Origin of the sequence: Amycolatopsis samaneae, assembly GCF_039541975.1 — a bacterium.
Classification (GTDB): domain Bacteria; phylum Actinomycetota; class Actinomycetes; order Mycobacteriales; family Pseudonocardiaceae; genus Amycolatopsis; species Amycolatopsis samaneae.
In genome coordinates this window covers 483,687-507,490 of sequence record NZ_BAABHG010000003.1, presented here as the reverse complement: position 1 = coordinate 507,490, position 23,804 = coordinate 483,687, and the positions used below count along the sequence as shown (strand labels likewise).

The following is a 23,804-nucleotide window of genomic DNA, read 5'->3' as shown; positions in this document are numbered from 1 at the left end:
GTGGGGGCCTCCTTGAGGGACGCCAGGTCCCTCAAGGAGGCCCCCACGGACCGAGAGAGCGTCAGCCGATCGCGGCGGTCAGCGCCCGCCCGGTGAGGACACGCGCGAGGTGCTTCCGGAACTCGGCGTCGGCGTTCCCGTCCACGGCCGGGTTCGTCCCCTCCGCCGCGTGCTCGGCGGCGGCCCGGACGGTGTCCGCGCTCGCCGGAGCCCCGACGAGCGCCGCTTCGACCGCGGTGGCCCGCACCGGCGTCGCGCCCATGTTCGTCAGCGCGACCCTGGCCTCGGCGATCCCGCCGCCGTCGGTGCGGACGGTGACCGCCACCGCGACCATCGACCAGGCCTGCGCGACCCGGTTGAACTTCTCGTAGTGCGCGTGCCAGCCGGTGTGTTTGGGCACGCGGACCTCGACGAGCAGTTCGTCCGGGGCCAGCGCGGTGGTGAACAGGTCCTGGAAGAACTCGCCCGCGGGCACCGTCCGCCGCCCGCCCGGCCCGGCGAGGACCAGTTCGCAGTCCAGCGCGAGCACCGGCGCGAGCAGGTCACCGGCCGGATCGGCGTGCGCGATCGCGCCGCCGAAGGTGCCGCGGTGGCGGATCTGCGGATCGGCGACGGTGTCGGTCGCGGCCCTGACCAGCGCGGCGTGTTCGGCGATCAGCGGATCGCGCTGCACGTCGTAGTGCGTGGTCATGGCGCCGACCACGAGCGTGTCGCCGTCCTCGCGGACACCGCGCAGCTCGGCGATCTTCCCGAGGTCGACCACCGTGGACGGTGCGGCCAGCCGCATCCGCAGCACCGGGAGCAGGCTCTGCCCGCCCGCCAGCACCTTGGCGTCCTCGCCCGCTTCGGACAGGGCACTGATCGCTTCGTCCACTGTGGAGGGAGCGACGTAGTCGAACGGGGCCGGGATCACCGGGCACCTCCCTGGATGGCACGCCACACCCGCATCGGGCTCATCGGCATTTCGACGTCACGGACACCGAGGTGACGCAGCGCGTCCACCACGGCGTTGACCACCGCCGGGGTCGAGGCGATCGTGCCCGCCTCGCCGACTCCCTTGGCGCCCAAGGGGTTCGTCGTCGACGGCGTCTCGGTCCGCGCGGTGGTGAAGGAGGGCAGGTCCGCCGCCGAGGGCAGCAGGTAGTCGGCGAACGTGCCGGTGGTGAGCGTCCCGCCCTCGTCGTGCACGGCCTCCTCGAACAGCGCCTGGGCGATGCCCTGCGCGAGCCCGCCGTGCACCTGGCCCTCGACGATCAGCGGGTTGACCGCGACGCCGACGTCGTCGACGCAGACGTAGGTCCGCAGCCGGATCCGCCCGGTCTCGGTGTCCACCTCGGCCGCGCACAGATGGGTCCCGTGCGGGAACGAGAAGTTCTCCGGGTCGAACGTCGCGTCCGCGTCGAGGGAGGGTTCCACACCGTCGGGCAGGTTGTGCGCGGCGAACACGGCGAGCGCGACGTCCTGGATGGTCGTCGCGGTGCCGGTGCCCTTCACGGTGAACTTCCCGGCGGCGAACTCCAGGTCGTCCTCGGCGCATTCGAGCAGGTGCGCGGCGATCGGCCGGGCCTTCGCGATCACCTTCTCCGCGGCCTTGACGATCGCGATCCCGCCGACCACCAGCGAGCGCGAGCCGTAGGTGTCGAGCCCCTTGTGCGAGGACTGCGTGTCCCCGTGCAGGACCTCGACGTCCTCGAACGCCACGCCCAGCTGGTCGGCGACGATCTGGCTCCACGCCGTCTCGTGGCCCTGGCCGTGCGCGGACGCGCCGGTGATGACCTCGACCTTGCCGGTGGGCAGCATCCGGATGCCCGCGTGCTCCCAGCCGCCCGCGCCGTAGGACAGCGAGCCGAGCACCCGCGACGGCGCGAGCCCGCACATCTCGGTGAACGTCGAGATCCCGATGCCGAGCTGCACGGTTTCCCCGGCGGCCCGGCGTTTTTCCTGCTCGGCACGCAGGCCGTCGTAGTCGAACAGCTCCTTCGCCTTTTCGGTGGCGGCCTCGTAGTTGCCGGAGTCGTAGGTGAGCCCGGCGACGGTGGTGTACGGGAACTCCTCGTGCGCGATCCAGTTCCTTTCCCGGATCCGCAAGGGATCCACGTGCAGCTCGGCGGCCAGCTCGTCCATCATCCGCTCGATGGCGAAGGTCGCCTCCGGCCGTCCGGCGCCGCGGTAGGCGTCGGTGAGCGTGGTGTTCGTGTACACGTTCGTGCAGGCGAAGTGGTAGGCCGGGATCTTGTAGATCGCGTTGAACATGAACGCGCCGAGGATCGGCACCCCGGGCCCGACGAGCCCGTTGTACGCGCCGAGACCGGCGAGCAGCTCGACCTTGAGCGCGGTGACCGTGCCGTCGGCGTTCGCGCCGATGGTGATGTCCTGGATCTGGTCCCGGCCGTGGTGCGCGGCGAGCATGGTCTCGGACCGGGTTTCGTTCCACTTCACCGGTTTCCCGAGCTTGTTCGCGACGAGCAGGGACATCATCTCCTCGGGCAGCACGCCGATCTTGCCGCCGAACCCGCCGCCGACGTCGGGCGCGATGACCCGCAGCCTGTGCTCGGGCAGGCCCAGGGTCAGCGCCGCCATCGTCTTGAGGATGTGCGGGATCTGGGTGGCCGACCACATGGTCAGGTGCGGACCGGTCGGATCGACCACGCACGCGCGGGGTTCCATGAACGCCGGGACGAGACGCTGCTGGCGGAACCGGCGCTTCACCACGACGTCCGAAGTGGACAGTGCGGCGTCCACCTCGCCGCCGGTGCCCGCCTCGGCCGAGTCGAAGGCCCAGACGGCGTTGCGGTTGCTGCCGAGTTCTTCGTGGACGAGCGGGGCCCCTTCGGCGAGCGCGGCCTCCATGTCGAGCACGACCGGCAGTTCGTCGTAGTCGACGTCGATCTTGTCGAGCGCGTCACGTGCTTCGGCGGCGCTGCGGGCGACGACGACCGCGACGCCTTCCCCGGCGAAGTTCACCTGGCCGTCGGCCAGCACCGGACGGCGCGGCGCGGCCATGTCCGGGGTGATCGGCCAGGCGCAGGGCATGCCGATCGAACCGTCCGGATCGAGGTCCTTCGCGGTGTACACGGCGATGACGCCCGGGGCGCTCTTCGCCTCGGCGGTGTCGATCGAGACGATCTTCGCGTGCGCCAGCGGGCTGCGCAGCACGGCGAGGTGCAGCATGCCGGGCAGCGCGAGGTTGTCGGTCCAGCGCGTGCGGCCGGTGACGAGCCGCTCGTCCTCTTTGCGGCGGCGGGACTTTCCTACTTCCGGCTCAACGGTGGCGGTCATCATTCACCACCGACGCCGACCTGCGGAGTGGACTTTTCGGACTGCGCGGTCTCGTCGGCGATCTGCTCGGCCTCGGGCCCGGCGCCGGGCCGCATGTGGTGGGCGGCGTCGCGGACCGCGCGGACGATGTTCTGGTAACCGGTGCAGCGGCAGAGGTTTCCTTCCAGCCCTTCCCGGACGGCCCGCTCGTCGGGATCGGGATTGTCGGCGAGCAAGTCGATCGACTGCATGATCATGCCCGGGGTGCAGAACCCGCACTGCAGGGCGTGGTTGTCGTGGAACGCCTGCTGGACCGGGTGTAGCTGCCCGTCGCGGGCGAGTCCTTCGACGGTGGTGACCTCGCAGCCGTCGGCCTGGACCGCGAGCACCGAACAGGACTTCACGCTGTGCCCGTCGAGATGGACGGTGCAGGCGCCGCAGTTGCTGGTGTCGCAGCCGACCACGGTCCCTACCTTGCCGAGCCGTTCGCGTAGGTGGTGCACGAGCAGGGTGCGTGGCTCGACGTCGTCGGTGTAGCTCGTGCCATCAACGGTGACGGTGATGCGCATCAGGCCTCCAAGAGCGGATGCCCGCCGGGGCACGGAGGCTGGCGGGCCGGTTCGGGAACGGCCAAGTCCGGCCACACACACTGGTGATCGGGCTCACACCCGAGCGTGCTACGCCGTCTGCGCGTGGACAAGCCCCGATCTCTTCACTGGGGAGCCCTCTTCCGCACATAAGCGAAAACCCGAGCCACCGAACCGCATTCGCGACTGGAGGCCCGGGTGATTTCGCCGGATGGGGTCAGTGCCCGACGCTCCCGGTCGTGGGTGGCCCAAGCGCCCCAATGTGGCATTGGGTGCGCTCAACGCACCGAACGCCACATTGGGTGCGTCCAACGCACCGAACGCCACATTGGAGCGCATGACCGCCGGGGAATCGGAGCCGCGTCAGCCGTGGATGCGGCCGGTGAGCTCGGCGAGCCGCCGCCCGCCACCGCCCCAGCGGAGCGCGATGATCTCGGCGGCGATCGAGACCGCGGTCTCCTCCGGGGTGCGGGCGCCGAGGTCGAGCCCGATCGGGGAGGACAGCCGTTCCAGCTCCGCTTCGGTGATCCCGGCCTCCCGCAGCCGCGCGAACCGGTCGTCGTGGGTCTTGCGCGAGCCCATCGCGCCGACATAGCCGACGTCGAGGCGCAGCGCGACCTCCAGCAGCGGCACGTCGAACTTGGGATCGTGGGTCAGCACCGCGATCGCGGTGCGCCGGTCGACCCGGCCCGCCTCCGCCTCCGCGGTCAGGTACCGGTGCGGCCAGTCGACCACCACCTCGTGTGCCTGCGGGAACCGGCTGCTGGTCGCGAACACCGGCCGCGCGTCGCACACCGTCACCTGGTAACCGAGGTAGGCGCCCATGCTGGCCATCGCGGCGGCGAAGTCGATCGCGCCGAACACGAGCAGCCGCGGCGGCGGCTCGAAGGAGTTGACGAACACGGTCATGCCCTCGCCGCGGCGCTGGCCATCCGGCCCGTAGTGCAGGGTGCCGGTGCGCCCGCTGGCGAGCAGGCCACGCGCGTCGTCGGCCACCGCGTCGTCCATCCTGGACGATCCGAGCGAGCCCGCCGTCCGGTCCGGCCACACCACCATGTGCTCGCCGACGAGCCCGGCGCGCTCGTGCTCGATCACGGTGACCACCGCGACCGGCTCCCCGCCCCGGACCGACTCGACCACCTCGGTGAGTTCGGGCATGGACCGCTGGTCGACGTGCTCGACGTAGATGTCGATGATCCCGCCGCAGGTCAGCCCGACCGCGAAGGCGTCGTCGTCGGTGACGCCGTACCGCTGCAGCACCGGGGTCCGCCCGGCGACGACCTCCTTGGCCAGTTCGTACACCGCGCCCTCGACACAGCCGCCGGACACGCTGCCCGAGACCGTGCCGTCCGGTGCCACCACCATCGACGCGCCCGGCGCGCGCGGGGCGGAGGAGAACGTCGCCACGACGGTGCCGAGTCCCACCGTCTCCCCCGCCGACCAGCGGCGGTACACCTCGTCCAGTACGTCACGCATCGGCGATCTCCCCGAGCAGTCGTTCCAAGGTGGCCAGGCTGTGCCCGGCCAGCAGCCCGTCGATGTGCGGGAGCGCGGCCACGATCCCGCTCTGGACCGGGGCGTAGCCCGCACGCCCCGCGTGCGGATTCACCCAGAGTACGGCGTGAGCGAGACGGCGCAGCCGAGCCATCTGCTCCCTGAGCAACGCCGGATCGCCCCGTTCCCATCCATCGGAGAACACCGTGACCACCGCGCGTCGCGCGACACCCCGCTGCCCCCAGCGGTCGAGGAACGCCCGCAGCGTCTCGCCGAGCCTGGTGCCACCGGCGAAGTCGGGCACCGCGGTGCCCGCCGCGAGCATCGCGCGTTCCGGGTCGCGCTGACGCAGCTGACGCGACACCCGGGTCAGCCGGGTACCGAGGGTGAACGTTTCGACCGCCATCGGATCGTGCCGGGTGAGCACGTGGGCGAAGCGCAGCAACGCGTCCGCGTACGGGCTCATCGATCCCGAAACGTCGATGAGGAGCACGACCCGCCGGGCCCGGGTGCCGCGCCGGGCACGCGGGAGCCGGAGGGGTTCACCGCCCGTGGCGAGCATCGCACGCAGGGTTCGCGACGCGTCCAGCGCGCCGCGCCGCGACGGCGTCCTCCTGGCGGCCGGCCGGGTGGGCAGCACCGGGCGCACCGTCGCGAGCAGCGCGCGGAGGTGTTCGCGTTCGGCCGCGGTCAGCTCGGCGAGATCGCGGTGCCGCAGGATCTCCTGGGAACTGGCGGCGACCCGCAGTTCGTCGTGGCCACCGCCGGTTCCGCTGTCCCCGCCCGGGTCGGTGACCAGCGGCGCGATCGTGCTCCGGGGCGGCGCCGCGGCCTTCGGGCGTTCGGCACGCGGCGGTTCGAGGGCGAACCAGCGTGCGAAAGCCGCTTCGTAGCGCGGAAGGTCATCGGGATCCGAGCACAGGGTCAGCCGCCCCGCCCAGTACAGCCGGGCAGGCTCGGCGATGTCGATCTCGGCGACGGCGCTCAGGTACGCCTGCACCCGGCGCGCGTCGCAGGCCACGCCCGCCTCGCGCAGCGCGGCGGCGAAACCGGCCAACCCGGGCACCGGGTCGGGCGCCACCGTCGTACTCGGGTGCATGAGTCCATTGTGCCTCGCGATCGCGTGCGGGCACAGGACGGAGATCAGGTGCGGTCTGCGCACGCCGCTCCTCCCCAGGGCGGGTGCGCAGACCGCGCTCTTCGCCGCGGCCTACCCCGGTAGCGCAAGGTGGGCGCGAAGAGCTCGGAAAAGGGTCTCCAGAACCGAAATCAGCATTCGACGGAGGAAACCGTGTTCCGTTCGGCGGCTCGAAGTTTCCGCATGGCTTCCTCCTTTCGGTTTCTCGCGGTGCTTTCCGCGGTGCCAGACAAGGATGACGTTCCGGCCTTCGCCGCGTCAAAACAATTACCGAGCGGGGTTCGCACGCGGCCGCCCGCTCGCTACGGTGGCCCCCATGATCTTCCCTCGACTCACGCGAGTGGCGCTCGCCGCCGCGCTCGTGTGCGCGGCGAGCACCGCCGTCCCCGCCGTCGCGTCCGCGGAGTCCGACGCGCGTCGCGCCGTGCCGGTCGTCTTCGACCACGACATGGACTTCGACGACGCCGCGACGCTGGCTTACCTGTGCCAGGCGAAAAAACAGGGCCGGATCGACCTGCGCGCGGTCACCGTGACCAACAACGGTTCGGGGACGCCGGGCCGGGCGCTCACCCACGTCCGGACCGAGCTCGAACGCTGTGGGCTGCCCGGGATCCCGGTCGCGGACGGCTCCCCCGCCGGCGTCAACCCACAGCCCCAGGAAGGGCGCGCGTGGACCGAGCGGGTGCTGACCGGGGCCCTCGGCGACGGTGACCGGCCCGACCGGCCGTCGGCGATCCCGGCCTGGCTGCTGCTGGCCGAGTCCGTGCTCACCGCACCTCGGCCGGTCGTCGTGATCGCCACCGGCCCGCTCACCAACGTCGCGAAGGCACTCGCGGTGCCCGGCGTCGCCTCGCGGATCTCCCGGCTTTCGGTGATGGGTGGCGCGTTCGCCGTGCCCGGCAACATCTACGGCCCCGGCGCCGCGAGGTTCGACGGCAGCCAGGAGGTCAACATGTGGCTGGATCCCGCGTCCGCCGCGCGGGTGTTCGGGAGGCTGCCGGGCCGCGTCGACATCGCGCCGCTGGACGCCACGAACGACGTCCCCGTCACTCAGTCCTTTGTGGACAAACTCGGCACGGGACGGACACCGGAGGCGCGGCTCGTGCACGCCATCCTCACCCAGCCGGACGCCGCGGCGGGTATCGCGGCGGGCAGCGCCTACTGGTGGGACACGCTCGCCGCGTCCGTCGTGTTCGACCGGGTCAGCCCGGTACGCCAGCGGGTGGACCGGGTCGCCGTGCGCCAGGACGGCGCTGCGGCGGGCCGCACCGTGACCGTTCCGGACGGCACGCCGCAGCGCGTCGGGCACCACGCCGAGCTCGCCCAGTACGAGCGGGGCTACTTCGCGATGCTCACCGGCGGCTGAGCGGGCCGTGCTCAGGCGAACAGCGCGTCGAGTTTCGCGCGGACGCGGTCGAGGTCCTCGCTGTACTTGAGCACGGCGCCGAGGGTGCGGGCGGCCACCGCCACGTCCAGTTCGTCCCGGCCCAGCACGAGCAACGCCCTTGCCCAGTCGAGCGATTCCGCGACGCCGGGCGGCTTGAGCAACTCCATGGCGCGCAGCCGATGGACCGCCTCGGAGACCTGTTTCGCCAGCCCCTCGGTGATCTCCGGGAGCCTGCGGCGCAGGATGCTCACCTCACGGGCCAGCTCGGGGTGTTCGAGCCAGTGGTAGAGGCAGCGGCGCTTGAGCGCGTCGTGCACCTCGCGGGTGCGGTTGGAGGTGAGCACCACCAGCGGTGGCCGCTCGGCGCGGACCTCGCCGTACTCGGGAATCGTGACCGCGTACTCGTCGAGCAGTTGCAGCAGGAACGCCTCGAACTCGTCGTCGGCGCGGTCGATCTCGTCGATCAGCAGCACGCACGGTGCGCCGAGCGCCCGGAGCAACGGCCGGGCGAGCAGGAACCGCTCGGTGTACAGCGAACGCTCGGCCGCCTCGACGTCGAGTTTGCCGTCCCCCGCGGCCTCCAGCGCGCGCAGATGCAGCAGCTGACGGGGAAAGTCCCATTCGTACAGTGCCTGCGCGGCGTCGATGCCCTCGTGGCACTGGAGCCGGACCAGCGGCCGGTCCAGCGCGGTGGCCAGCGCGAGCGCGAGGGAGGTCTTTCCGGTGCCGGGTTCGCCCTCGCAGAACAGCGGGCGACGCATGCGCAGGGCCAGGAACCCGGCGGTGGCGATGCCGTCGTCGGCGAGGTAGCCCGTCGCGTCCAGCGCGGCGGTCAGGTCTTCTGGGGCGGCGAACGGCTCGGTCACGTCCCCGATCGTAAGGCGCGCGCTCCGGCCGGCGCCGGTCATCCGCCGGGAAGATCGTCGCGGCGGTCGACGTCGCGGCCGCTGCCGAGGTCACCGCATTCCACCAGGCGCAGTTCGGCGCGCCCGGCGAGCCAGTCCCGCGCGCCGCGGTCGCCGCGCGCGGAGGCGGCGATCTCGGCCCACCACCGCCTGCCGAGCAGCACCGGATGCCCGGGGACGCCGTCGTAGGCGGCGCGGGCGACGACGTCGGGAGCGCTTTCGGCGGCCACCCTGGCCACCGCCCCGGCACTCACCCAGGGCAGGTCGACGAGGTGGACGAGCGCGGCGACGGTGTTCGCGGGCAACTCGGCCAGTACGTCGAGCCCGGCCCGCAGCGACTCCCCCATCCCGTGCTCCCAGCCCTCGGCGAGCACCGCGACCGTCGGATCGGGCAGCAGGTCGCGCACGCGCTCGGCGGCGGCGCCGAGGACGACCCGGATCGGCGCGCAGCCGGCGGCTTCCAGCGTGCGCAGGGAACGCAGGACGAAGGGTTCGCCGTCGAATTCCGCGAGGGCCTTCGGACCGCCGAACCGGCGGCCCGCCCCGGCCGCCAGCAGGAGCCCGGCGACCTCAGCCACCGCGGGCCGCCCGGACGGGGGCCGCGACGGCCAGATCGGCCTCGATCGCGCGGGCCGCGTCGAGCAACGGGGGCACGAACTCGGTACGGGCCCGCTCCGCGGCGGTACGGCTGGCGTGGGTGGACAGGTTCACCGCCGCGATCACCGCGCCCCGGCGGTCGTGGATGGGCGCGGCCACCGAGCGGAGCCCCTCCTCCAGTTCCTGGTCGACCATCGCCCAACCCTGGGCGCGCACCCTGGCCAGTTCGGCGCGGAGCAGCCCGGCCGAGGTCACCGTGCGCTCGGTGAGCTTGTCGAACCGCACGACGGCGAGATACGCCTCCAGCTCGGCCTCGCTCATCCCGGCCAGCAGCACGTGCCCCATCGAGGTGGCGTGCGCGGGGAACCGGGTGCCGACGTTGATGCTGACGGTCATGATCCGCGACACCGCGACCCTGGCCACGTACACGATGTCGGTGCCTTCGAGCACCGACACGGAGCTCGATTCGTGCACCTGGGCGGAAAGCCGCTCCAGGTGCGGATGCGCGACCTCCGGCAGCGACATGCTGGACAGGTACGCGTATCCCAGTTCGAGTACTCGCGCGGTGAGCGAGAAGTACTTGCCGTCGGTGCGCACGTAACCGAGGTCCACGAGGGTGAGCAGGAACCGGCGCGCGGCGGCACGGGTCAGGCCGGTCGAGCGCGCCACGTCGCTCAGCGTCAGCTCCACCGCGTCGGCATGGAACGCCTTGATCACGGCGAGCCCGCGCTCCAGCGACTGCACGTGGTGGGCGCCGCGGGCGACCTCCGTCTCACCCTCGTCCATGCCGGTGACCCTATCCGGCCGCGGGGTCACCGAGTTCGGCGAGCGTGCGCTGGGCGATGGCGAACGCGGCGTTCGCGGCGGGCGCGCCCGTGTAGACCGCGGTGTGCAGGAGGACCTCGCCGATCTCGGCCGCGGTCAGCCCGTTGCGCACCGCGGCCCGTACGTGCATGGCCAGTTCCTCGTGGCAGTGCAGCGCGGTGAGCGTGGCCAGCGTGACGGCGCTGCGGGTGCGCCGGTCCAGCCCGTCCCGGGACCACACCGTGCCCCAGGCGCCCTCGGTGATGTAGTCCTGGAACGGCCGGGTGAACTCGGTGGTGTTCGCGACCGCGCGATCGACGTGCTCGTCGCCGAGCACCTCGCGCCGGACCTTCATCCCGGTCTCGTGACGTTCGCTCACCGCTGTCCCTTCATGGTTTCGGCCCGCACGGCTTCAGCTCTCCGCGGATTTCAGGTGTTCGAGGATGATCCGGGAGAACTCGGCGGGCTGCTCGTAGCTGCCCAGGTGCGCCGCGCCCGCGACGACTTCGAGCCGGGCACCCGGGACGGCGTCCGCGATCAGCCTGCCGTGCTCGGGCGGGGTCGCCGGGTCCTCGGCGCCCGCGATGACGACCGTGGGCGCGGTGATCCCCGGCAGCGCGTCCACCTGGTCCATCCGCTCGATCAGCTCGCAGCACGCCGCGTAGCCCTCGGCGGGGGTCCCGGCGATCATCGCCCGCAGGAACTCGGCCTCGCCGGGGTTGCGCCGCGCGTACTCCGGTGTCACCCAGCGGCTGACTCCGCCTTCCGCGACCACGCCGGTGCCCTCCGCGCGGACCAGCCCGGCCCGCTCGGCCCACATGCTCGGCGGTCCGAGCCTGGCCGAGGTGCAGCACAGGGACAGGCTCGCGATCCGCTCCGGGGCGTGCACCCCGGCCCACATCCCGGTCATGCCGCCCAGCGAGAGGCCGACCAGGTGCGCCCGCGCCACGCCCTGCTCGTCGAGGAGCGCGAGCAGGTCGGCGAGGAGATCGTCCAATGTGTACGGACCGGACGGCACCGGCGAGGCACCGTGCCCGCGGGTGTCGTACCGGATCACCCGGAAACCCTGCCGTACCAACGGTTCCACCTGCGGTGCCCACATGCGGTGGTCACTGCCGAGGGAACCGCTGAGTACGACGGCGGGGCCGTCGGCGGGGCCGTCCACCACGCTGTGCACCCGGACCGGGTCACTCACCTGGGCCTCCTCAAGGTCGCGGTCTCAAGTATCACAGTGCGAAGAACACCGTCTCGTCGTCACCCTGCAGGCGTACGTCGAAGCGGTAGCCGTCCGCCGTCTTCGCCGCGATCAGGGTGTGCCGCCGGTCCTCGGGGACCGTGGCGAGTACGGGGTCGGCGGTGTTGTCCCGGTCCGCGAAGTAGATCCGCGTGGTCACCCGGTGCAGCAGCCCGCGGGCGAACACCGAAACGTCGATATGCGGTGCCTGCTCGGCACCGTCCGCCCCCGGCACCGCGCCCGGGAGCACGGTGAGGATCCCGTAGCCACCGGTGGGATCGGTCGGGCAGCGGCCGAAGCCGCGGAAGCCGGAGGACACCGCCCCGCGCGGATCGTCGGGGTGGTCGAACCGGCCCTCGGGATCGGCCTGCCAGGTCTCGATCATCGCGTCCGGGATCGGCTCGCCCACGCCGTCGAAGACGGTGCCGCGGATCCACACCGCGCCCGGGGTGCCCTCCGGCACGACATAGGGCCCGTCCTCCCACGGCAGCCCGATGGACAGGTAGGGACCCACGGTCTGCGAGGGCGTCGACAGCAGTTCGGCCATCAGTGCTCGTCCTCCTCGTCCTCGAACACCGAGGCCTCACGGCCCCGCAGCACGATGTCGAACTGGAAAGCCAGTGCCCAGTGGTCCTCGGTGCGGTCGAGGTCGAACCGGGCGATCATCCGCTGCCGCGCCTTCTCGTCCGGGATGGAGTTGAAGATCGGGTCCTGGGCGAACAGCGGATCGTCCGGGAAGTACATCTGGGTGACCAGCCGCTGGGTGAACGCGCTGCCGAACACCGAGAAGTGGATGTGCGAGGGGCGCCAGGCGTTGTCGTGGTTCTTCCAGGGGTACGCGCCGGGCTTGATCGTGGTGAAGGTGTAGCGGCCCTCGCCGTCGGTCACTGTCCGGCCGGCGCCGTCGAAGTTCGGGTCGAGCGGGGCGGGCCAGCGGTCACCGGTGTGCCGGTAGCGGCCGCCGGCGTTCGCCTGCCAGATCTCGACCAGTGAGTTCCGCACCGGGCGGCCCTCGCCGTCGAGCAGCCTGCCGGTGACGATGATCCGCTGTCCCTGTGGCTCTTCGGCGTGCTGACGGGTCAGGTCGTTGTCGAACTCGCCGATCCGGCCGGGGCCGAGCAGCGGACCGGTGACCTCGGTGAGCTGCTGCGGCAGCACCACGAGGGGCTGTTTCGGGTGTCGCAGGGCCGTCGAGCGATAGCCGGCGGAATCCAGCGGCGGGTGGGTGCCCTCCGGGTCGTGCCGGTAACGCGGCAGCCGGAGTCCGGTCGGTGCGGCCACTGCCTGCTCTCCTCTCACGGGCATTCGGTTCACTGGCCTTCGATGACGACGGCGAGGCCCTGCCCGACGCCGATGCAGATCGCGGCGAGGCCCCAGCCGCCGCCCCTGCGGTGCAGCTCGTGGGCGAGCGTGCTGAGGATCCGTCCGCCCGAGGCGCCGAGCGGGTGGCCGATGGCGATCGCGCCGCCGTGCACGTTCACGATCCCCGGGTCGAGCTCCGGCCAGTCCTTCAGGCAGGCCAGCGACTGCGCGGCGAACGCCTCGTTCAGCTCGACCGCGGCCAGGTCGGACCAGCCGATCCCGGCGCGCTCCAGCGCGATCTCGGCCGCGCGGACCGGGCCGATGCCGAACACGTCCGGATCGACGCCCGCCGCGCCCCGGCCCGCGATCCGGGCCAGCGGGCGGATGTCGAGCCGTCCGGCTGCGGCCTCGTCACCGAGCAGCAGCGCCGAGGCGCCGTCGTTGAGCGGGGACGCGTTGCCCGCCGTGACCGTCCCTTGTGGACGGAAGACCGGCTTGAGCTTGGCCAGCTTCCCGGCGCTGGAGTCGGGCCGGATCCCCTCGTCCCGGCTCAGCTCGACACCCTCGACGGGGACCACGTGGTTGTCGTAGAACCCCTCGTCCCAGGCACGGGCGGCGTTGCGGTGGCTGCGGGCGGCGAACTCGTCCTGCTCGTCCCGGCCGATGCCGTACCGTTCGGCGAGACGCTCGGTGGATTCCCCGAGGGAGATCGTCCACTGCTCGGGCATCTTCGGGTTGACCATCCGCCAGCCCAGCGCCGTCGAGTAGAGCGTCTGGTTGGCGTTCGGGAACGCCTTCTCCGGCTTCGGCATCACCAGCGGCGAGCGGCTCATCGACTCCACGCCGCCCGCGACCGCCAGCGAGGCGTCGCCGACCTGGATCGCCCTGCTCGCCTGGCCGACCGCCTCCAGCCCCGAACCGCAGAGCCGGTTGACCGTGCTGCCCGGCACCGAGGTGGGCCAGCCCGCGAGCAGCGCCGCCATCCGCGCGACGTTGCGGTTGTCCTCGCCGGCGCCGTTGGCGTCACCGAGGGTCACCTCGTCCACAGTGGACGGATCGAGGCCGGTGCGCTCGGCGAGCGCGCGCAGCACACCGGCGGCGAGGTCGTCGGGGCGTACCCCGGACAGCGCCCCGCCGTACCGGCCGAACGGGGTCCGGACCGCGTCCAGGATGAAAACGTCGCTCATGCGCCGGCCTTCCGAAGCTCGCGGAGCAGGGTCAGCTCCTGATCGGTGGGCGCGGGGGTGACGGCGAGGTCGTCCGCCACCTTGAGTGCCCAGCCGGTGGCCGCCACCGCCTGCTCGAGCTCCACGCCGGGGTGCAGCTCGGTCAGGGTCAGCTCGGCGGTCTCCGGGTCGGGCCGCAGCAGCCCGAGATCGGTCACGACCAGCGTCGGGCCCGCACCGGGCAGGCCGAGCCGCTCGCGGTCGCCCTTGCCGGTGCCGTGCCCGAACGAGGTGACGAAGTCGACCTTGTCGACGAAGGCACGGGTGTTCTGCCGCAGCACGACGAACACCTCCTTGCAGGACGCGGCGATCTCCGGCGCGCCACCGGCCCCCGGCAGCCGCACCTTCGGATCACGGTAGTCCGAACCGATCACCGTGGTGTTGATGTTGCCGAACCTGTCCAGCTGTGCCGCGCCGAGGAAGCCGACGTCGATACGGCCGGGCTGGAGCCAGTAGTTGAACACCTCGGGCACGCCCACCACCGCGTCGGCGGTGTCGGCCAGCTCGCCGTCGCCGATCGACAGCGGGAGCCGGGACGGTTTCGCGCCGAGACAGCCGGATTCGTAGATCAGCGTCAGGTTCGGGGCGTGCGTGCGGCGGGCCAGGTTCGCCGCCGTGCTCGGCAGCCCGATCCCGACGAAGCAGGACATGCCGTTGCCGAGCGCCCGCGCCGCCGCGACGCTCATCATCTCGTCGGCCGTGTAGCTCATGCGATCGCCTCGCTTCGCGACACAGTGTCGAATCCCTTGTGGCGCATGATGTCCATGATTCGCTCGCAAGCGTCGCTCATGCCGTCACCCCCGTCAGCTCGGTGAGCCAGCCGGTGAAGGCGTCCCTGTCCCGGCCGATCGCGTCCCAGGCCTGATAGGCCTCGTTGTCCCGCTCGTAGTAGCCGGCCGCGTAGGACGGCTTCGCCCCGCCCGGCACCTCGGCCACCGCGGTGACCACCCAGGCGGGCAGCACCAGCGCGCCCGGCCGGGGTTCCAGCTCGTCGACGACCTCCTCGACGGTGACGAGCGACCGTTTCGCCGCCAGCACCGCCTCCTTCTGCACCCCGGTGATGCCCCAGATCTGGACGTTGCCCGCGCGGTCGGCGCGCTGGGCGTGCACGATCGAGACGTCGGGGTTCAGCGCGGGCACCGCGGTCAGCTGCTCCCCGGTGAAGGGACACGTGATCGGTTTGATGGTGCCGGTCTGGGCGGGGAGATCGGTGCCGCGGTATCCGCGCAGCACCGCGAACGGCAGCCCCGAGGCGCCCGCGACGTACCGGTTGGCCATGCCGGCGTGGCTGTGTTCCTCGATCTCCAGCGGGACCGGCCAGGAGTGCTGGACCGCGTCGCGGAAGCGGTGCAGGGACCCGACGCCGGGGTTGCCGCCCCAGGAGAACACGAGCTTGCGCGCGCAGCCCGCGCCGATCAGCTGGTCGTACACGATGTCCGGGGTCATCCTGACCAGTGTGAGATCGCGCCGGCGCTGCCGGATGATCTCGTGGCCCGCCGCGACCGGGATGAGGTGCGTGAACCCCTCGAGCGCGACGGTGTCCCCGTCACGCACCAGGCGCCGCACGGCCTCACTCAGCGACAGCAGCTCTGCCATCCCGTGCTCCTTGTCCGGTGTCTGTGGTCCGGCGTCCGCCGTCCGCAATGTTCGGATAGCGCACATCCGTTCTGCATCTGAACATAGCACGGCCGCCGGACACCCGGCGAGCCTCCTTCCGGTGAATGGACGAAAAGCGCCCGGCTGTACTGAATTCGGCCGACGCGGGAACCGGCCGGACCGGGATACGCTGCCCCGCCATGGACAGCCATCTGCGTCCCGAGCTGGCACGGATGGTCCAAGCGGCGATGGCCGAGCCGGACCAGCACGTCCCGTTCTTCGCCGACAGCCGCGAAGACGTGCTGTCCCCGGAAACCCTCGAAACCATCGCCGGGTTCCTCGGTGCCGCGCGGCATCGGCTCGGCCCGGACCGGGTGCCCCCGTCCGACGTCGATCTGGAGACGGTCTACCTCGCCGCCTGCTACTTCTGGGCCCGCTGCCGTTTCCTGTCCGAGGAACAGTCTCGATGGGAGCATCGGGTTTCGCTCGCCCTGCTGTCGGTCGTGCACGCGATCCGGCCGGAAAGCGTGCCACAGCCCCGTCGCGCCCAGTTCGCCCGTCACCCGGACGAGCCGGCGCCGGTCGCGGACATCCTGCACGGGACGGCGATGATCCTGGCGGCCGGGAGCGGGCGGCACCGGCGTGAAAGCGGGCTGTGGACGGCCGTGGCGCTGCTCGGGTACGCGCGGGACGCGGTGACCGGCGGTCCCGCCCCGGAGCTGGTGTTCGACCACGGCGTCCTGTTCGCCGGCCTCCACGAGTTCACCGGGGATCCCGACCATCTCCGCGCGGCGGTCGCGCTCATGCGAAAGGCCGTCGCGATGTTCCCGGGCGAAGCGCCCGAAACGATGCTCACCACTCTCGCCCGTACGCGCGAGCAAGCCGAGAAGGCGCAACAACCTCCGGAGCCGCTCCCCGGCGACGTCGAGCGCGACACCGCGTCGGCCCGAGATTCCTTGGCCGGGATCCGCAGGGACTCCCCGGACTACGGACGGCTCCTCACCGCGCTGGGTACCGCGTTGCATCGGCGCTTCGCGGTCTTCGGCTCGCTCGGCGACCTCGCCGAGGCCATCCGCTGCCTCGAAACCGCCGTCGCGCACACCCCGATGACACGGGACGACCAGCCGGCCGCCCGCATCGCGCTCGCCCTCGCGCTGGCGGACCGCGGAAAGCACGCCGGACAGCCCGGCGACCTCGACCGCGCGACGACGCTCCTGAGCGAGGTGACCACGGATCCCGCCGCCGGTGAACCACATCGGCGGCGGGCACGGCACGAACTCGCCCGGCTCCCGGACCGGCCGGAACCGGCCCGCGAGGAACCGGTGGTCACCGCGCACGACATCCCTTTCCGCCTGCGCGCCGCGTACTCCCGTGGCCTGCGGTGCGCCCTGCTCGGCCACGCCGACCAGGCGAGCCGCGCCTTCGGCCACGCACTCGACGACCTGCTGCCGAAGCTGAGCGGCTCCCCGCGCGGGATCCCGTCCCCGGCCGGGGACGCGGCCGCCGTCGCGCTCGAACGGGGCAGCCCTGCCGAAGCGCTCGTCCGGCTCGAACAGGGCCGGGCGGCGGTGCTCGCCGCGGCCGTCGGGCTGCGACCGCACGCCGAGCTCGCCGCGCGTCATCCCGGACCGGCCCGGCGGCTCGCCGAGTCCTGCGCGACGCTCAACCACGACGCGGCGTCCGCGCGTGACCGCCGCCGCGCCGAGGACGATTTCCGCGAGACGGTGAGCGAGATCCGGGCCCTCCCCGGATTCGACCGGTTCCTGCGGCACCGCGACTTCTGGTCCTTGCGCAAGGCCGCCGCGCAGGGACCGGTCGTCGTCGTCAACGTCGCGGAGCTGGGCTGCGCGGCACTGCTGGTGGCCCCCGGCGCGGACGCGCCCGAGGTGGTGCCGCTGCCGGGAGTCACCCGGCCGGAGGTCTTCCACCGGGCCGAGGCGTTCCTCGCCGCGGCCACCGCACTGTCCCTTGTGGACGGCCAAACCGAGCGAGCAGGCCACGACCGGACCGTCACGACGACCCTGGACTGGCTGTGGGACCACATCGCGGGCCCGGTGCTGAAGGCGCTGGACCTCGACGAGCACAGCGAGGAGGGACCCCGGCTCTGGTGGTGCCCGACCGGTCCGTTGTCCCTGCTGCCCCTGCACGCCGCGCGCTGCGCCGCCGACGGGAGTCATGCCTGCGACCGCGTCGTCTCCTCCTACACCCCGACGCTCGGCGCCCTCCTGGACGCACGGGCGCGGCGGGAAACTACGGTCCGGCCGTTCCTCGGCGTCGGCGCGGGCCCTCGGCACGCCGTCGACGCCGAGCTGGCGGCACTGCCCCGGCATCCGTCCCTGCTCGTCGGTACCCGGGCCACCCGCGACGCCGTGCTCGCGGCCATCCGGTCCCGGCACCGGGCACACTTCGCCTGCCACACCGAGCACGACCCGGCCGCCCCCTCGCGCAGCGGACTGGCGCTGCACGACGGGCCGCTCACGGTGCGCGAACTGGCCGCCGAACAGCCGGACGGGGAATTCGCGTTCCTGCTCACCGGGCACACCCTGCCCGGCGGTCCCGGTGACGAGACACTCACGCTCGCCGCCGCGTGCCGGCTCGCCGGGTACCGGCACGTCGTCGGGAGCCTGTGGCCGACCGGCACCGAGGTCAGGCGGCTGCTCACCCGCGAACTGTACCGCCTGCTGTCCCCCACCGCGGACGACACCGCGCTCGCACTGCACCGGGCGACGCGAAGACTGCGCACCGAATCCCGTTACGCGACAACGCCGTTCTGGGCCTCGTTCGTCCACATTGGACCGTAAAGACGTGAAGGGGCCTCCGCGCCCGGACACCGCCGCGCGCGGAGGCCCCTTCTCCCCCTTGTTCCCCCAGGTCACGCCCCCGCGGGCGGGAACCACTCGACGGCCTTGAAGTCCCCGCTCTCGACCTTTTCGAACGGCGCGCTCGACAGGCACTTCGGCACGGACTTACCGTCCTCGACCACCCAGCTGTACCCGACGCGGTCGTGCTTTCCGTTGTCGTACACGGTGATCCCGCGCCGCAGTCCCCGCAGCGCGGGCAGGTTCGTGTCCGTGACGACCCCGGTCAGCACCGCGACCGGCCCGCCGACGACCAGGCAGTCCACCCTCCCGGCGAACCAGCCGAAGTCCTTCCCGGACCGGTGACTCACCCGGAACGTCCCCCGCGCTTCCGGGCCGAGCCCGTGCGCGTCGACGGCGAACCGGACGTCCTGGCCGTCGGCGCGATACAGCTTCGCGCTGCCCACCAGGCTCGGTTCGGCCGGGGTGGGCGCCGCGCTCGCCGCCGCCCCGCCCGCCACGGTGACCGCGGCCGCCAGCGCCACCGCCGCGAGTGCCCGTTTCGTTCCCCTCATCGCGTTCTCCCCTTCGCTCCCACGTTCCGGCGGTCCGCCCGCCGTGTCCCCACCCTCCCCGGACACCGGGGTGCGACGGCTCAACCGCGGAGGGGAACCGCCTCACCCGCGATGGGGATCGCCGTCTCCCCCTGGCACTAGGCTGTCCCGGTGCCTTCCCGACCTTTGATCGCCGTGACGCGCTGGATCCCGGACGAAGCGGTGAAAATCCTCGCCGAAGCGGGCGAGGTCCGCGTCTCCCCCGCCGACCGCCCGCTCGGCCCCGGCGAACTGCGCGAGTTCACCGCCGGCGCGTCCGCGATCGTCGGCATGCTCCACGACCGCGTCGACGGGGCACTCGCCGACGCGGCGGGGCCGGGGCTGCGGATCGTCGCCAACGTCGCGGTCGGCCACGACAACATCGACGTCCCGGCGCTCGCCGGGCGCGGCGTCGTGGTGACCAACACGCCCGGCGTGCTCACCGACGCCACCGCGGACCTCACCTTCGGCCTCATCCTGTCGCTCACCCGGCGGCTCGGGGAGGGCGAACGCCTCGTCCGCGCCCGTGAACCGTGGTCGTTCCACCTCGGTTTCCTGCTGGGGTCCGGTCTGCAGGGCAAGACGCTGGGCATCGTCGGGCTCGGCCAGATCGGCCGGGCGGTCGCCCGGCGCGCGGCCGCGTTCGGCATGCGGATCGTCTACACCGGAAGGAAACCGGCACCGTCCGAAGTGGAATCCGCGCTCGCCGCGGAGTTCGTCCCCTTCCCCGAGCTGCTGGCCGGCGCCGACCTCGTGTCGCTGCACTGCCCGCTCACCGCCGAGACCCGGCACCTCGTCGACGCCGCCGCGCTGCGCGCGATGAAACCCGGCGCGTACCTGGTGAACACCACGCGCGGCCCGGTCGTCGACGAGTCCGCGCTGGCCGACGCGCTCGAAGCGGGGGAGATCGCCGGCGCGGCGCTCGACGTGTTCGAGCGGGAGCCGTCGGTGGAGGAAAGACTGCTGGCGCGGGACGACGTCGTGCTGACCCCGCACCTGGGTTCGGCGACGGTGGAGACCCGCACGGCGATGGCCGTGCTGGCCGCCCGCAACGTGGTCTCGGTGCTCGCCGGGAACGATCCGCTGACGGAGGTCCGGCCATGAACGACCGCAGGACCCGCGTCGTGATCGCACCGGACAAGTTCAAGGGCAGCCTCACCGCGGTCGAGGCCGCCGAGTCGATCGCGCTCGGCGTACGGGACGCCCTGCCCGGCGCGGAGGTACTGACCTGCCCGGTCGCCGACGGCGGGGAAGGCACCCTCGACGTGCTGGCCGCGGCCGGTGCCCGCGTGGTGGAGCTGCGCGTGCGCGGCCCGCTGGACGACGCGGTGGACGCGCGGTACGCGATGCTCGACGGCACCGCGTACGTCGAGTCCGCGCGGGCCTGCGGCATCGAGTTCGTCGAGCCGAGCACGGCGACGGCGCTGGCCGCGCACACCTGGGGTGTCGGCGAACTACTCGGGCACGCGCTGGCGAACGGCGCGCGCGAGCTGGTGCTGACCGTCGGCGGCACGGCGAGCACGGACGGCGGCGCGGGCATGCTCGCCGCACTGGGCGCCGGGGTGTCCGGCGCCACGGGCGCGCCGGTCGGGCTCGGTGGTGGCGCGCTCGCCGGGGTCGCGACGGTCGCGCTCGGCCCGGTGCGCGAGCGGCTGGGCCGCGTCCCGGTCGCGGTGGCGACGGACGTGACGAACCCGCTCGTGGGCCCGGACGGGGCGGCCTCGGTGTTCGGACCGCAGAAGGGCGCGGGCCCGCACGAGGTCGCACTGCTCGACGACGCGCTGGGCCGCTGGGCCGAGGCACTGCACGCCGAGGGCGCGCCCGACGTGTCCGCGGTGCCGGGCGCGGGCGCCGGCGGCGGGGTCGCCGCCGGGGCCATCGCGGGACTGGGCGGGAAGGTGGAGTCGGGTTTCGCGCTGCTCGCCGCGCTGACCGGGGTCGACGCCGCGCTGGAGGGCGCGGATCTCGTCATCACCGGCGAGGGTTCCCTTGACGAGCAAAGCCTTTCCGGCAAGGCACCGGCCGGGATCGCCGCGCGGGCGGCGCGGCACGGAGCGGATCTGCTGGTGCTGGCCGGACGCGTCCAGCTCTCGTCCGAGCAGCTGGCGGCGCTGGGTGTCGCGGGCGCGGCGGCGTTGGTCGACCGCGCCACCTCCCTGGCCGACGCGACACGGAACGCCGCCGAACACCTCCGGGCGCAGGCCGCGACGCTGACCCGGAGCTGGTCAGAAGGCCGTAACTAAACAAATTTGGTGATTAACACACAAGCATCCCGGCGATCTGGTTAGGGTTGGCCCGCGCCGGAAAGGCTCCGGCCACCACCGGAAAGACGGGGGATTCATGCGTAAAACAGCAGCTCTGTCCGTGCTCGCCGCCGCCACGGCACTGACCACCGGGATCCTGCTCCCGGGAACCGCGCTCGCGAGCACCCCCGCGGCCGTCACCCAGGCCGCCGGGCCTCAGCCGGCCCGTTTCGACGGCGACGGTGTCCGCATCCACGAGGCGCCGAACGACGGCAGCAAGACGTTGGGTCTTGGCTACCGGAACCACGCGGTCACGCTCTACTGCACCACCAACACGGCTCCGGCCTTCGGGCGCATAACCGACCTCACGACGGGTGTCACCGGCTACGCCCGGACCGGCTGGGTCGTCCAGACCGGCAGCGGCCCGTCGGTCGGGTTCTGCTAGCCGCGAGCTCGGCAGTGCCAGCGCTCTCCCGCTGACACGTCGGTGTGAACACGCTTTCCGATCGCCCGGAAAGCGTGTTCACACCGGGATCACTGCTGCGGCAGTACGGCGAAAGCGACGTCGCCGGCGTCGTTCTGCTGCACGTCGAGGACCTTGTCGTCCAGCAGCGCGGCGGCCTGGGGTTCGAGGAACACCTTCGCGCCGGTGTCTTCGGAGCCGAGGACACTGTCACCGTCCTGCGGCGCGGACGCCACGGTCAATTCCAGCTGAGCCCCTTCGCCGTCCTGGTCCTGGAGCGCGAAGCGCAGCCCGCTGCCTTCCGCACCTCCCTGTGTGGTGAGTGCGGTAATGGCCTCGGCGGCGGCTTCAGTAACGGTCAGCAATTTTCGGCCTTCCCTTCGCCTACGGTCGAAATCCACTGGGCGTCCACGCTAGGGGCGGTGACCCCGCGGCGCAGTGTGAGTGACGAACGGCCCGGTCACGACCCCGTGTCCCGCCTCCGGTTCGCCGCCCTGATCGCGTCGGCGACCGTGCCGCCCACCGACGGTTCGGCACCCGTATCGGGAGAGCCGGCACGGAGCTCGTCGTTTTCGGGAGCCTCGATGGAGGTGGATCCGTCGGGTCGAGCCGATTCACGGTCGCTCAAGGCGTTCCTCCCATGCGTTTCCGCTTCCGTAGGGCATACCCGGGGAAGCCTTCACCGAAACGGGCGACTCCCTGTCACCGGGATCACAAATCTTCAACCTCTTCAACAGATTCACGATTCCGTAAAACGGAGGTAGCCTCGATCCATGACCATGACGAGGTGGGCTCCAGGGCGACAGCCCCTCCGGCACACCCCGCGACGCCGGCACGAACTGGGCGGGCACGCCGCCTGGTACCTCGTCGCCGGCGTGGTCACCACGGGCGCCCAGGCCGCGTTGTTCCTCGCGCTGCGGCCGCCGCTCGGCGCCCAGCCGGCAAACCTGGTGGCGATCGCGCTGACCACGCTCGCCAACACCGAGTTCCACCGCCGGGTCACCTTCACGGGGCGCGCGGGAAGCATCGGGAAGCGGCAGCTCCAGAACCTGGTGACGTTCGTCTTTTATGCCGGGTATGGCTCGATCGTGTTAGCGGGGCTCGACGCCGTCGTCGGCACCCCGACGGCGTGGGAGCAGACCGTCGCGTTGCTCGCGGCCAGCATCGTGGGCGGGGTCGCTCGCTTCGTACTGCTGAGGTGGTGGGTTTTCGCCCATCCGACGACTGAAACCGTCAAAAACTGAGCTTCGGACGTCGATTTCAGCACATACTGAGAATCGCAAATTGCAGTGCGCAACTCTCGGTATCGCTTGTGTCAAGACCAGTCCTGCTATCGAGGTATCTCTAGTTGAAATCTGGACGGACGACGTGCACGCGCATACGATTACGCTGCGTCGCACCAGTGGCGGGTATGACCTGATCTTACGGCCCATTCGCTGCTAAAACGTTACGGAGCGTTGACCCCGTCTGGAGACAGCACCGGGGTCGCCGGGGAGACGACCATGACAGCAGTGACCAGCACGACCCGCGCCGATTCGCCCGCGGCACTGCCCGGCTACACGACGCCGGAGGCAATGCCGCGGCCTGGCGGGCGGCTGACCAAGGAGGACCTGGACCCGCTCGTACACGACGCCGGGAGCGGGGACCCGGCGGCGGTGCACGCGCTACTGCGGAAGATCGAACCGGTGGTGGTGCGCTACTGCCGGGCCCGGATGGGCGGGCGCGACCTGTCCTACCTCTCCGCCGACGACGTCGCGCAGGAGGTCTGCCTCGCCGTGCTGAAGGCGCTCCCCGGTTACCAGGACCGCGGCGGCTCGTTCCTCTACCTCGTGCACGCCATCGCCGCCAACAAGGTCGCCGACGCCTACCGCGCGGTGGCCCGCGACCGCTCCGACCCGGTCCCCGAGCTCCCGGAACGCCCGCTGGCCGACAACGAGCCGGAAACCCACGCCCTGCACGTCGACCTCGGCGCCCGTCTCGGCAGGCTGCTCGCCAAGCTGCCGCGCGTGCAGCAGGAGATCCTCGCCCTGCGCATCGCCGTCGGCCTCTCCGCCGCCGAGACCGCCGAAGCGCTCGGCATCTCCCCCGGCAACGTCCGCGTCACGCAGCACCGTGCCCTCGGCCGTCTCCGCGCCATGATCCAGGACGAAGAGTTCTGACCCCGATCACGCGAGATCTC

At 72.1% G+C, this 23,804-nt stretch carries 24 protein-coding genes; 7 read left to right on the top strand and 17 right to left on the bottom strand.

All coding sequences use genetic code 11. The annotated features are described in order from the left end of the window. Positions 1-61: 61 nt before the first annotated feature. From ABD987_RS09480 to ABD987_RS09460, 5 genes are all read right to left on the bottom strand, one after another. Entirely contained in the window at positions 62-913 is an 852-nt protein-coding gene (locus tag ABD987_RS09480; protein ID WP_345389246.1) for an FAD binding domain-containing protein, read from the bottom strand. Beyond that, complete coding sequence (locus tag ABD987_RS09475; RefSeq protein WP_345389244.1) at positions 910-3,279, bottom strand: xanthine dehydrogenase family protein molybdopterin-binding subunit; 2,370 nt, start codon at positions 3,277-3,279, stop codon at positions 910-912. The genes ABD987_RS09480 and ABD987_RS09475 overlap by 4 nt, the downstream gene beginning before the upstream one ends. Then, positions 3,279-3,827, bottom strand: coding sequence for a (2Fe-2S)-binding protein (locus ABD987_RS09470; protein ID WP_345389242.1), 549 nt, complete (start codon positions 3,825-3,827; stop codon positions 3,279-3,281). The genes ABD987_RS09475 and ABD987_RS09470 overlap by 1 nt, the downstream gene beginning before the upstream one ends. 381 nt (positions 3,828-4,208) lie before the next feature. Further along, a complete protein-coding gene (locus ABD987_RS09465; RefSeq protein ID WP_345389240.1) occupies positions 4,209-5,321 on the bottom strand; it encodes an XdhC family protein in 1,113 nt (370 codons plus the stop codon). Further along, positions 5,314-6,438, bottom strand: coding sequence for a vWA domain-containing protein (locus tag ABD987_RS09460; protein WP_345389898.1), 1,125 nt, complete (start codon positions 6,436-6,438; stop codon positions 5,314-5,316). The genes ABD987_RS09465 and ABD987_RS09460 overlap by 8 nt, the downstream gene beginning before the upstream one ends. A 355-nt stretch (positions 6,439-6,793) precedes the next feature. Between ABD987_RS09460 and ABD987_RS09455 the strand changes: the two genes are divergently transcribed. Continuing rightward, the gene (locus ABD987_RS09455; protein ID WP_345389238.1) at positions 6,794-7,843 is read left to right on the top strand and encodes a nucleoside hydrolase; all 1,050 of its coding nucleotides are present in this window, start codon (positions 6,794-6,796) and stop codon (positions 7,841-7,843) included. A gap of 11 nt (positions 7,844-7,854) precedes the next feature. On the opposite strand, the gene ABD987_RS09450 is transcribed toward ABD987_RS09455, so the two are convergent. The 10 genes from ABD987_RS09450 to ABD987_RS09405 form a co-directional block, all read right to left on the bottom strand. Then, positions 7,855-8,772: an AAA family ATPase gene (locus tag ABD987_RS09450; RefSeq protein ID WP_345389236.1), complete on the bottom strand. Its 918-nt coding sequence runs from the start codon at positions 8,770-8,772 to the stop codon at positions 7,855-7,857. Next, positions 8,769-9,347 carry a nucleotidyltransferase family protein gene (locus ABD987_RS09445; RefSeq protein WP_345389234.1) on the bottom strand — a complete coding sequence of 193 codons (579 nt, stop codon included), beginning with the start codon at positions 9,345-9,347 and terminating at the stop codon, positions 8,769-8,771. The genes ABD987_RS09450 and ABD987_RS09445 overlap by 4 nt, the downstream gene beginning before the upstream one ends. Continuing rightward, on the bottom strand, positions 9,340-10,152 hold the full coding sequence (locus ABD987_RS09440; protein ID WP_345389232.1) for an IclR family transcriptional regulator domain-containing protein: 813 nt from the start codon (positions 10,150-10,152) through the stop codon (positions 9,340-9,342). The genes ABD987_RS09445 and ABD987_RS09440 overlap by 8 nt, the downstream gene beginning before the upstream one ends. Positions 10,153-10,162: 10 nt before the next feature. Beyond that, positions 10,163-10,549: a 4-carboxymuconolactone decarboxylase gene (gene pcaC, locus ABD987_RS09435; protein WP_345389230.1), complete on the bottom strand. Its 387-nt coding sequence runs from the start codon at positions 10,547-10,549 to the stop codon at positions 10,163-10,165. Positions 10,550-10,582: 33 nt separating this feature from the next. Beyond that, positions 10,583-11,365: a 3-oxoadipate enol-lactonase gene (gene pcaD / locus ABD987_RS09430; protein ID WP_345389228.1), complete on the bottom strand. Its 783-nt coding sequence runs from the start codon at positions 11,363-11,365 to the stop codon at positions 10,583-10,585. Between the two features lie 31 nt (positions 11,366-11,396). Next, positions 11,397-11,951: a protocatechuate 3,4-dioxygenase subunit alpha gene (gene pcaG, locus ABD987_RS09425; protein ID WP_345389226.1), complete on the bottom strand. Its 555-nt coding sequence runs from the start codon at positions 11,949-11,951 to the stop codon at positions 11,397-11,399. After that, positions 11,951-12,685 (bottom strand): protocatechuate 3,4-dioxygenase subunit beta, encoded by a 735-nt coding sequence (gene pcaH, locus ABD987_RS09420; RefSeq protein ID WP_345389224.1) that lies wholly within the window; start codon positions 12,683-12,685, stop codon positions 11,951-11,953. Before pcaH ends, pcaG begins: the two co-directional genes overlap by 1 nt. Positions 12,686-12,714: 29 nt before the next feature. Beyond that, entirely contained in the window at positions 12,715-13,893 is a 1,179-nt protein-coding gene (locus ABD987_RS09415; RefSeq protein ID WP_345389222.1) for a thiolase family protein, read from the bottom strand. Continuing rightward, positions 13,890-14,642 carry a CoA-transferase subunit beta gene (locus tag ABD987_RS09410; protein WP_345389220.1) on the bottom strand — a complete coding sequence of 251 codons (753 nt, stop codon included), beginning with the start codon at positions 14,640-14,642 and terminating at the stop codon, positions 13,890-13,892. The genes ABD987_RS09415 and ABD987_RS09410 overlap by 4 nt, the downstream gene beginning before the upstream one ends. A gap of 76 nt (positions 14,643-14,718) precedes the next feature. After that, positions 14,719-15,528, bottom strand: coding sequence for a CoA transferase subunit A (locus ABD987_RS09405; RefSeq protein WP_345389218.1), 810 nt, complete (start codon positions 15,526-15,528; stop codon positions 14,719-14,721). 200 nt (positions 15,529-15,728) lie between these two features. On the opposite strand from ABD987_RS09405, the gene ABD987_RS09400 reads away from it, so the two are divergent. Then, on the top strand, positions 15,729-18,329 hold the full coding sequence (locus ABD987_RS09400; protein ID WP_345389216.1) for a CHAT domain-containing protein: 2,601 nt from the start codon (positions 15,729-15,731) through the stop codon (positions 18,327-18,329). A 71-nt stretch (positions 18,330-18,400) separates the two neighbouring features. On the opposite strand, the gene ABD987_RS09395 is transcribed toward ABD987_RS09400, so the two are convergent. Beyond that, positions 18,401-18,901: a hypothetical protein gene (locus ABD987_RS09395; RefSeq protein ID WP_345389214.1), complete on the bottom strand. Its 501-nt coding sequence runs from the start codon at positions 18,899-18,901 to the stop codon at positions 18,401-18,403. 150 nt (positions 18,902-19,051) lie between these two features. Between ABD987_RS09395 and ABD987_RS09390 the strand changes: the two genes are divergently transcribed. The 3 genes from ABD987_RS09390 (at position 19,052) to ABD987_RS09380 (ending at position 21,607) form a co-directional block, all read left to right on the top strand. Next, positions 19,052-20,023, top strand: a complete 972-nt coding sequence (locus tag ABD987_RS09390; RefSeq protein ID WP_345389212.1) for a 2-hydroxyacid dehydrogenase — start codon at positions 19,052-19,054, stop codon at positions 20,021-20,023. After that, entirely contained in the window at positions 20,020-21,162 is a 1,143-nt protein-coding gene (locus ABD987_RS09385; RefSeq protein WP_345389210.1) for a glycerate kinase, read from the top strand. Before ABD987_RS09390 ends, ABD987_RS09385 begins: the two co-directional genes overlap by 4 nt. 97 nt (positions 21,163-21,259) lie before the next feature. After that, positions 21,260-21,607, top strand: a complete 348-nt coding sequence (locus tag ABD987_RS09380) for a hypothetical protein (RefSeq protein WP_345389208.1) — start codon at positions 21,260-21,262, stop codon at positions 21,605-21,607. 89 nt (positions 21,608-21,696) lie between these two features. Here the strand turns inward: ABD987_RS09380 and ABD987_RS09375 are convergent, their stop codons facing one another. Further along, positions 21,697-21,990, bottom strand: coding sequence for an iron-sulfur cluster biosynthesis protein (locus tag ABD987_RS09375; protein WP_345389895.1), 294 nt, complete (start codon positions 21,988-21,990; stop codon positions 21,697-21,699). 408 nt (positions 21,991-22,398) lie between these two features. On the opposite strand from ABD987_RS09375, the gene ABD987_RS09370 reads away from it, so the two are divergent. Together ABD987_RS09370 and shbA are read left to right on the top strand one after the other, a co-directional pair. After that, positions 22,399-22,869, top strand: coding sequence for a GtrA family protein (locus ABD987_RS09370; RefSeq protein WP_345389206.1), 471 nt, complete (start codon positions 22,399-22,401; stop codon positions 22,867-22,869). 258 nt (positions 22,870-23,127) lie between these two features. Beyond that, positions 23,128-23,784 (top strand): RNA polymerase sigma factor ShbA, encoded by a 657-nt coding sequence (gene shbA / locus ABD987_RS09365; protein ID WP_345389204.1) that lies wholly within the window; start codon positions 23,128-23,130, stop codon positions 23,782-23,784. The last annotated feature ends 20 nt before the right edge of the window (positions 23,785-23,804 follow it).

Bases quoted from the DNA above. Each gene is read 5' to 3' on its own strand.
- ABD987_RS09475 (WP_345389244.1), bottom strand. From the start codon at position 3,279: ATGACCGCCACCGTTGAGCCGGAAGTAGGAAAGTCCCGCCGCCGCAAA.
- ABD987_RS09470 (WP_345389242.1), bottom strand. From the start codon at position 3,827: ATGCGCATCACCGTCACCGTTGATGGCACGAGCTACACCGACGACGTC.
- ABD987_RS09465 (WP_345389240.1), bottom strand. From the start codon at position 5,321: ATGCGTGACGTACTGGACGAGGTGTACCGCCGCTGGTCGGCGGGGGAG.
- ABD987_RS09460 (WP_345389898.1), bottom strand. From the start codon at position 6,438: ATGCACCCGAGTACGACGGTGGCGCCCGACCCGGTGCCCGGGTTGGCC.
- ABD987_RS09455 (WP_345389238.1), top strand. From the start codon at position 6,794: ATGATCTTCCCTCGACTCACGCGAGTGGCGCTCGCCGCCGCGCTCGTG.
- ABD987_RS09450 (WP_345389236.1), bottom strand. From the start codon at position 8,772: ATGACCGGCGCCGGCCGGAGCGCGCGCCTTACGATCGGGGACGTGACC.
- ABD987_RS09440 (WP_345389232.1), bottom strand. From the start codon at position 10,152: ATGGACGAGGGTGAGACGGAGGTCGCCCGCGGCGCCCACCACGTGCAG.
- pcaG (WP_345389226.1), bottom strand. From the start codon at position 11,951: ATGGCCGAACTGCTGTCGACGCCCTCGCAGACCGTGGGTCCCTACCTG.
- ABD987_RS09415 (WP_345389222.1), bottom strand. From the start codon at position 13,893: ATGAGCGACGTTTTCATCCTGGACGCGGTCCGGACCCCGTTCGGCCGG.
- ABD987_RS09410 (WP_345389220.1), bottom strand. From the start codon at position 14,642: ATGAGCTACACGGCCGACGAGATGATGAGCGTCGCGGCGGCGCGGGCG.
- ABD987_RS09405 (WP_345389218.1), bottom strand. From the start codon at position 15,528: ATGGCAGAGCTGCTGTCGCTGAGTGAGGCCGTGCGGCGCCTGGTGCGT.
- ABD987_RS09400 (WP_345389216.1), top strand. From the start codon at position 15,729: ATGGACAGCCATCTGCGTCCCGAGCTGGCACGGATGGTCCAAGCGGCG.
- ABD987_RS09395 (WP_345389214.1), bottom strand. From the start codon at position 18,901: ATGAGGGGAACGAAACGGGCACTCGCGGCGGTGGCGCTGGCGGCCGCG.
- ABD987_RS09385 (WP_345389210.1), top strand. From the start codon at position 20,020: ATGAACGACCGCAGGACCCGCGTCGTGATCGCACCGGACAAGTTCAAG.
- ABD987_RS09380 (WP_345389208.1), top strand. From the start codon at position 21,260: ATGCGTAAAACAGCAGCTCTGTCCGTGCTCGCCGCCGCCACGGCACTG.
- ABD987_RS09370 (WP_345389206.1), top strand. From the start codon at position 22,399: ATGACCATGACGAGGTGGGCTCCAGGGCGACAGCCCCTCCGGCACACC.
- shbA (WP_345389204.1), top strand. From the start codon at position 23,128: ATGACAGCAGTGACCAGCACGACCCGCGCCGATTCGCCCGCGGCACTG.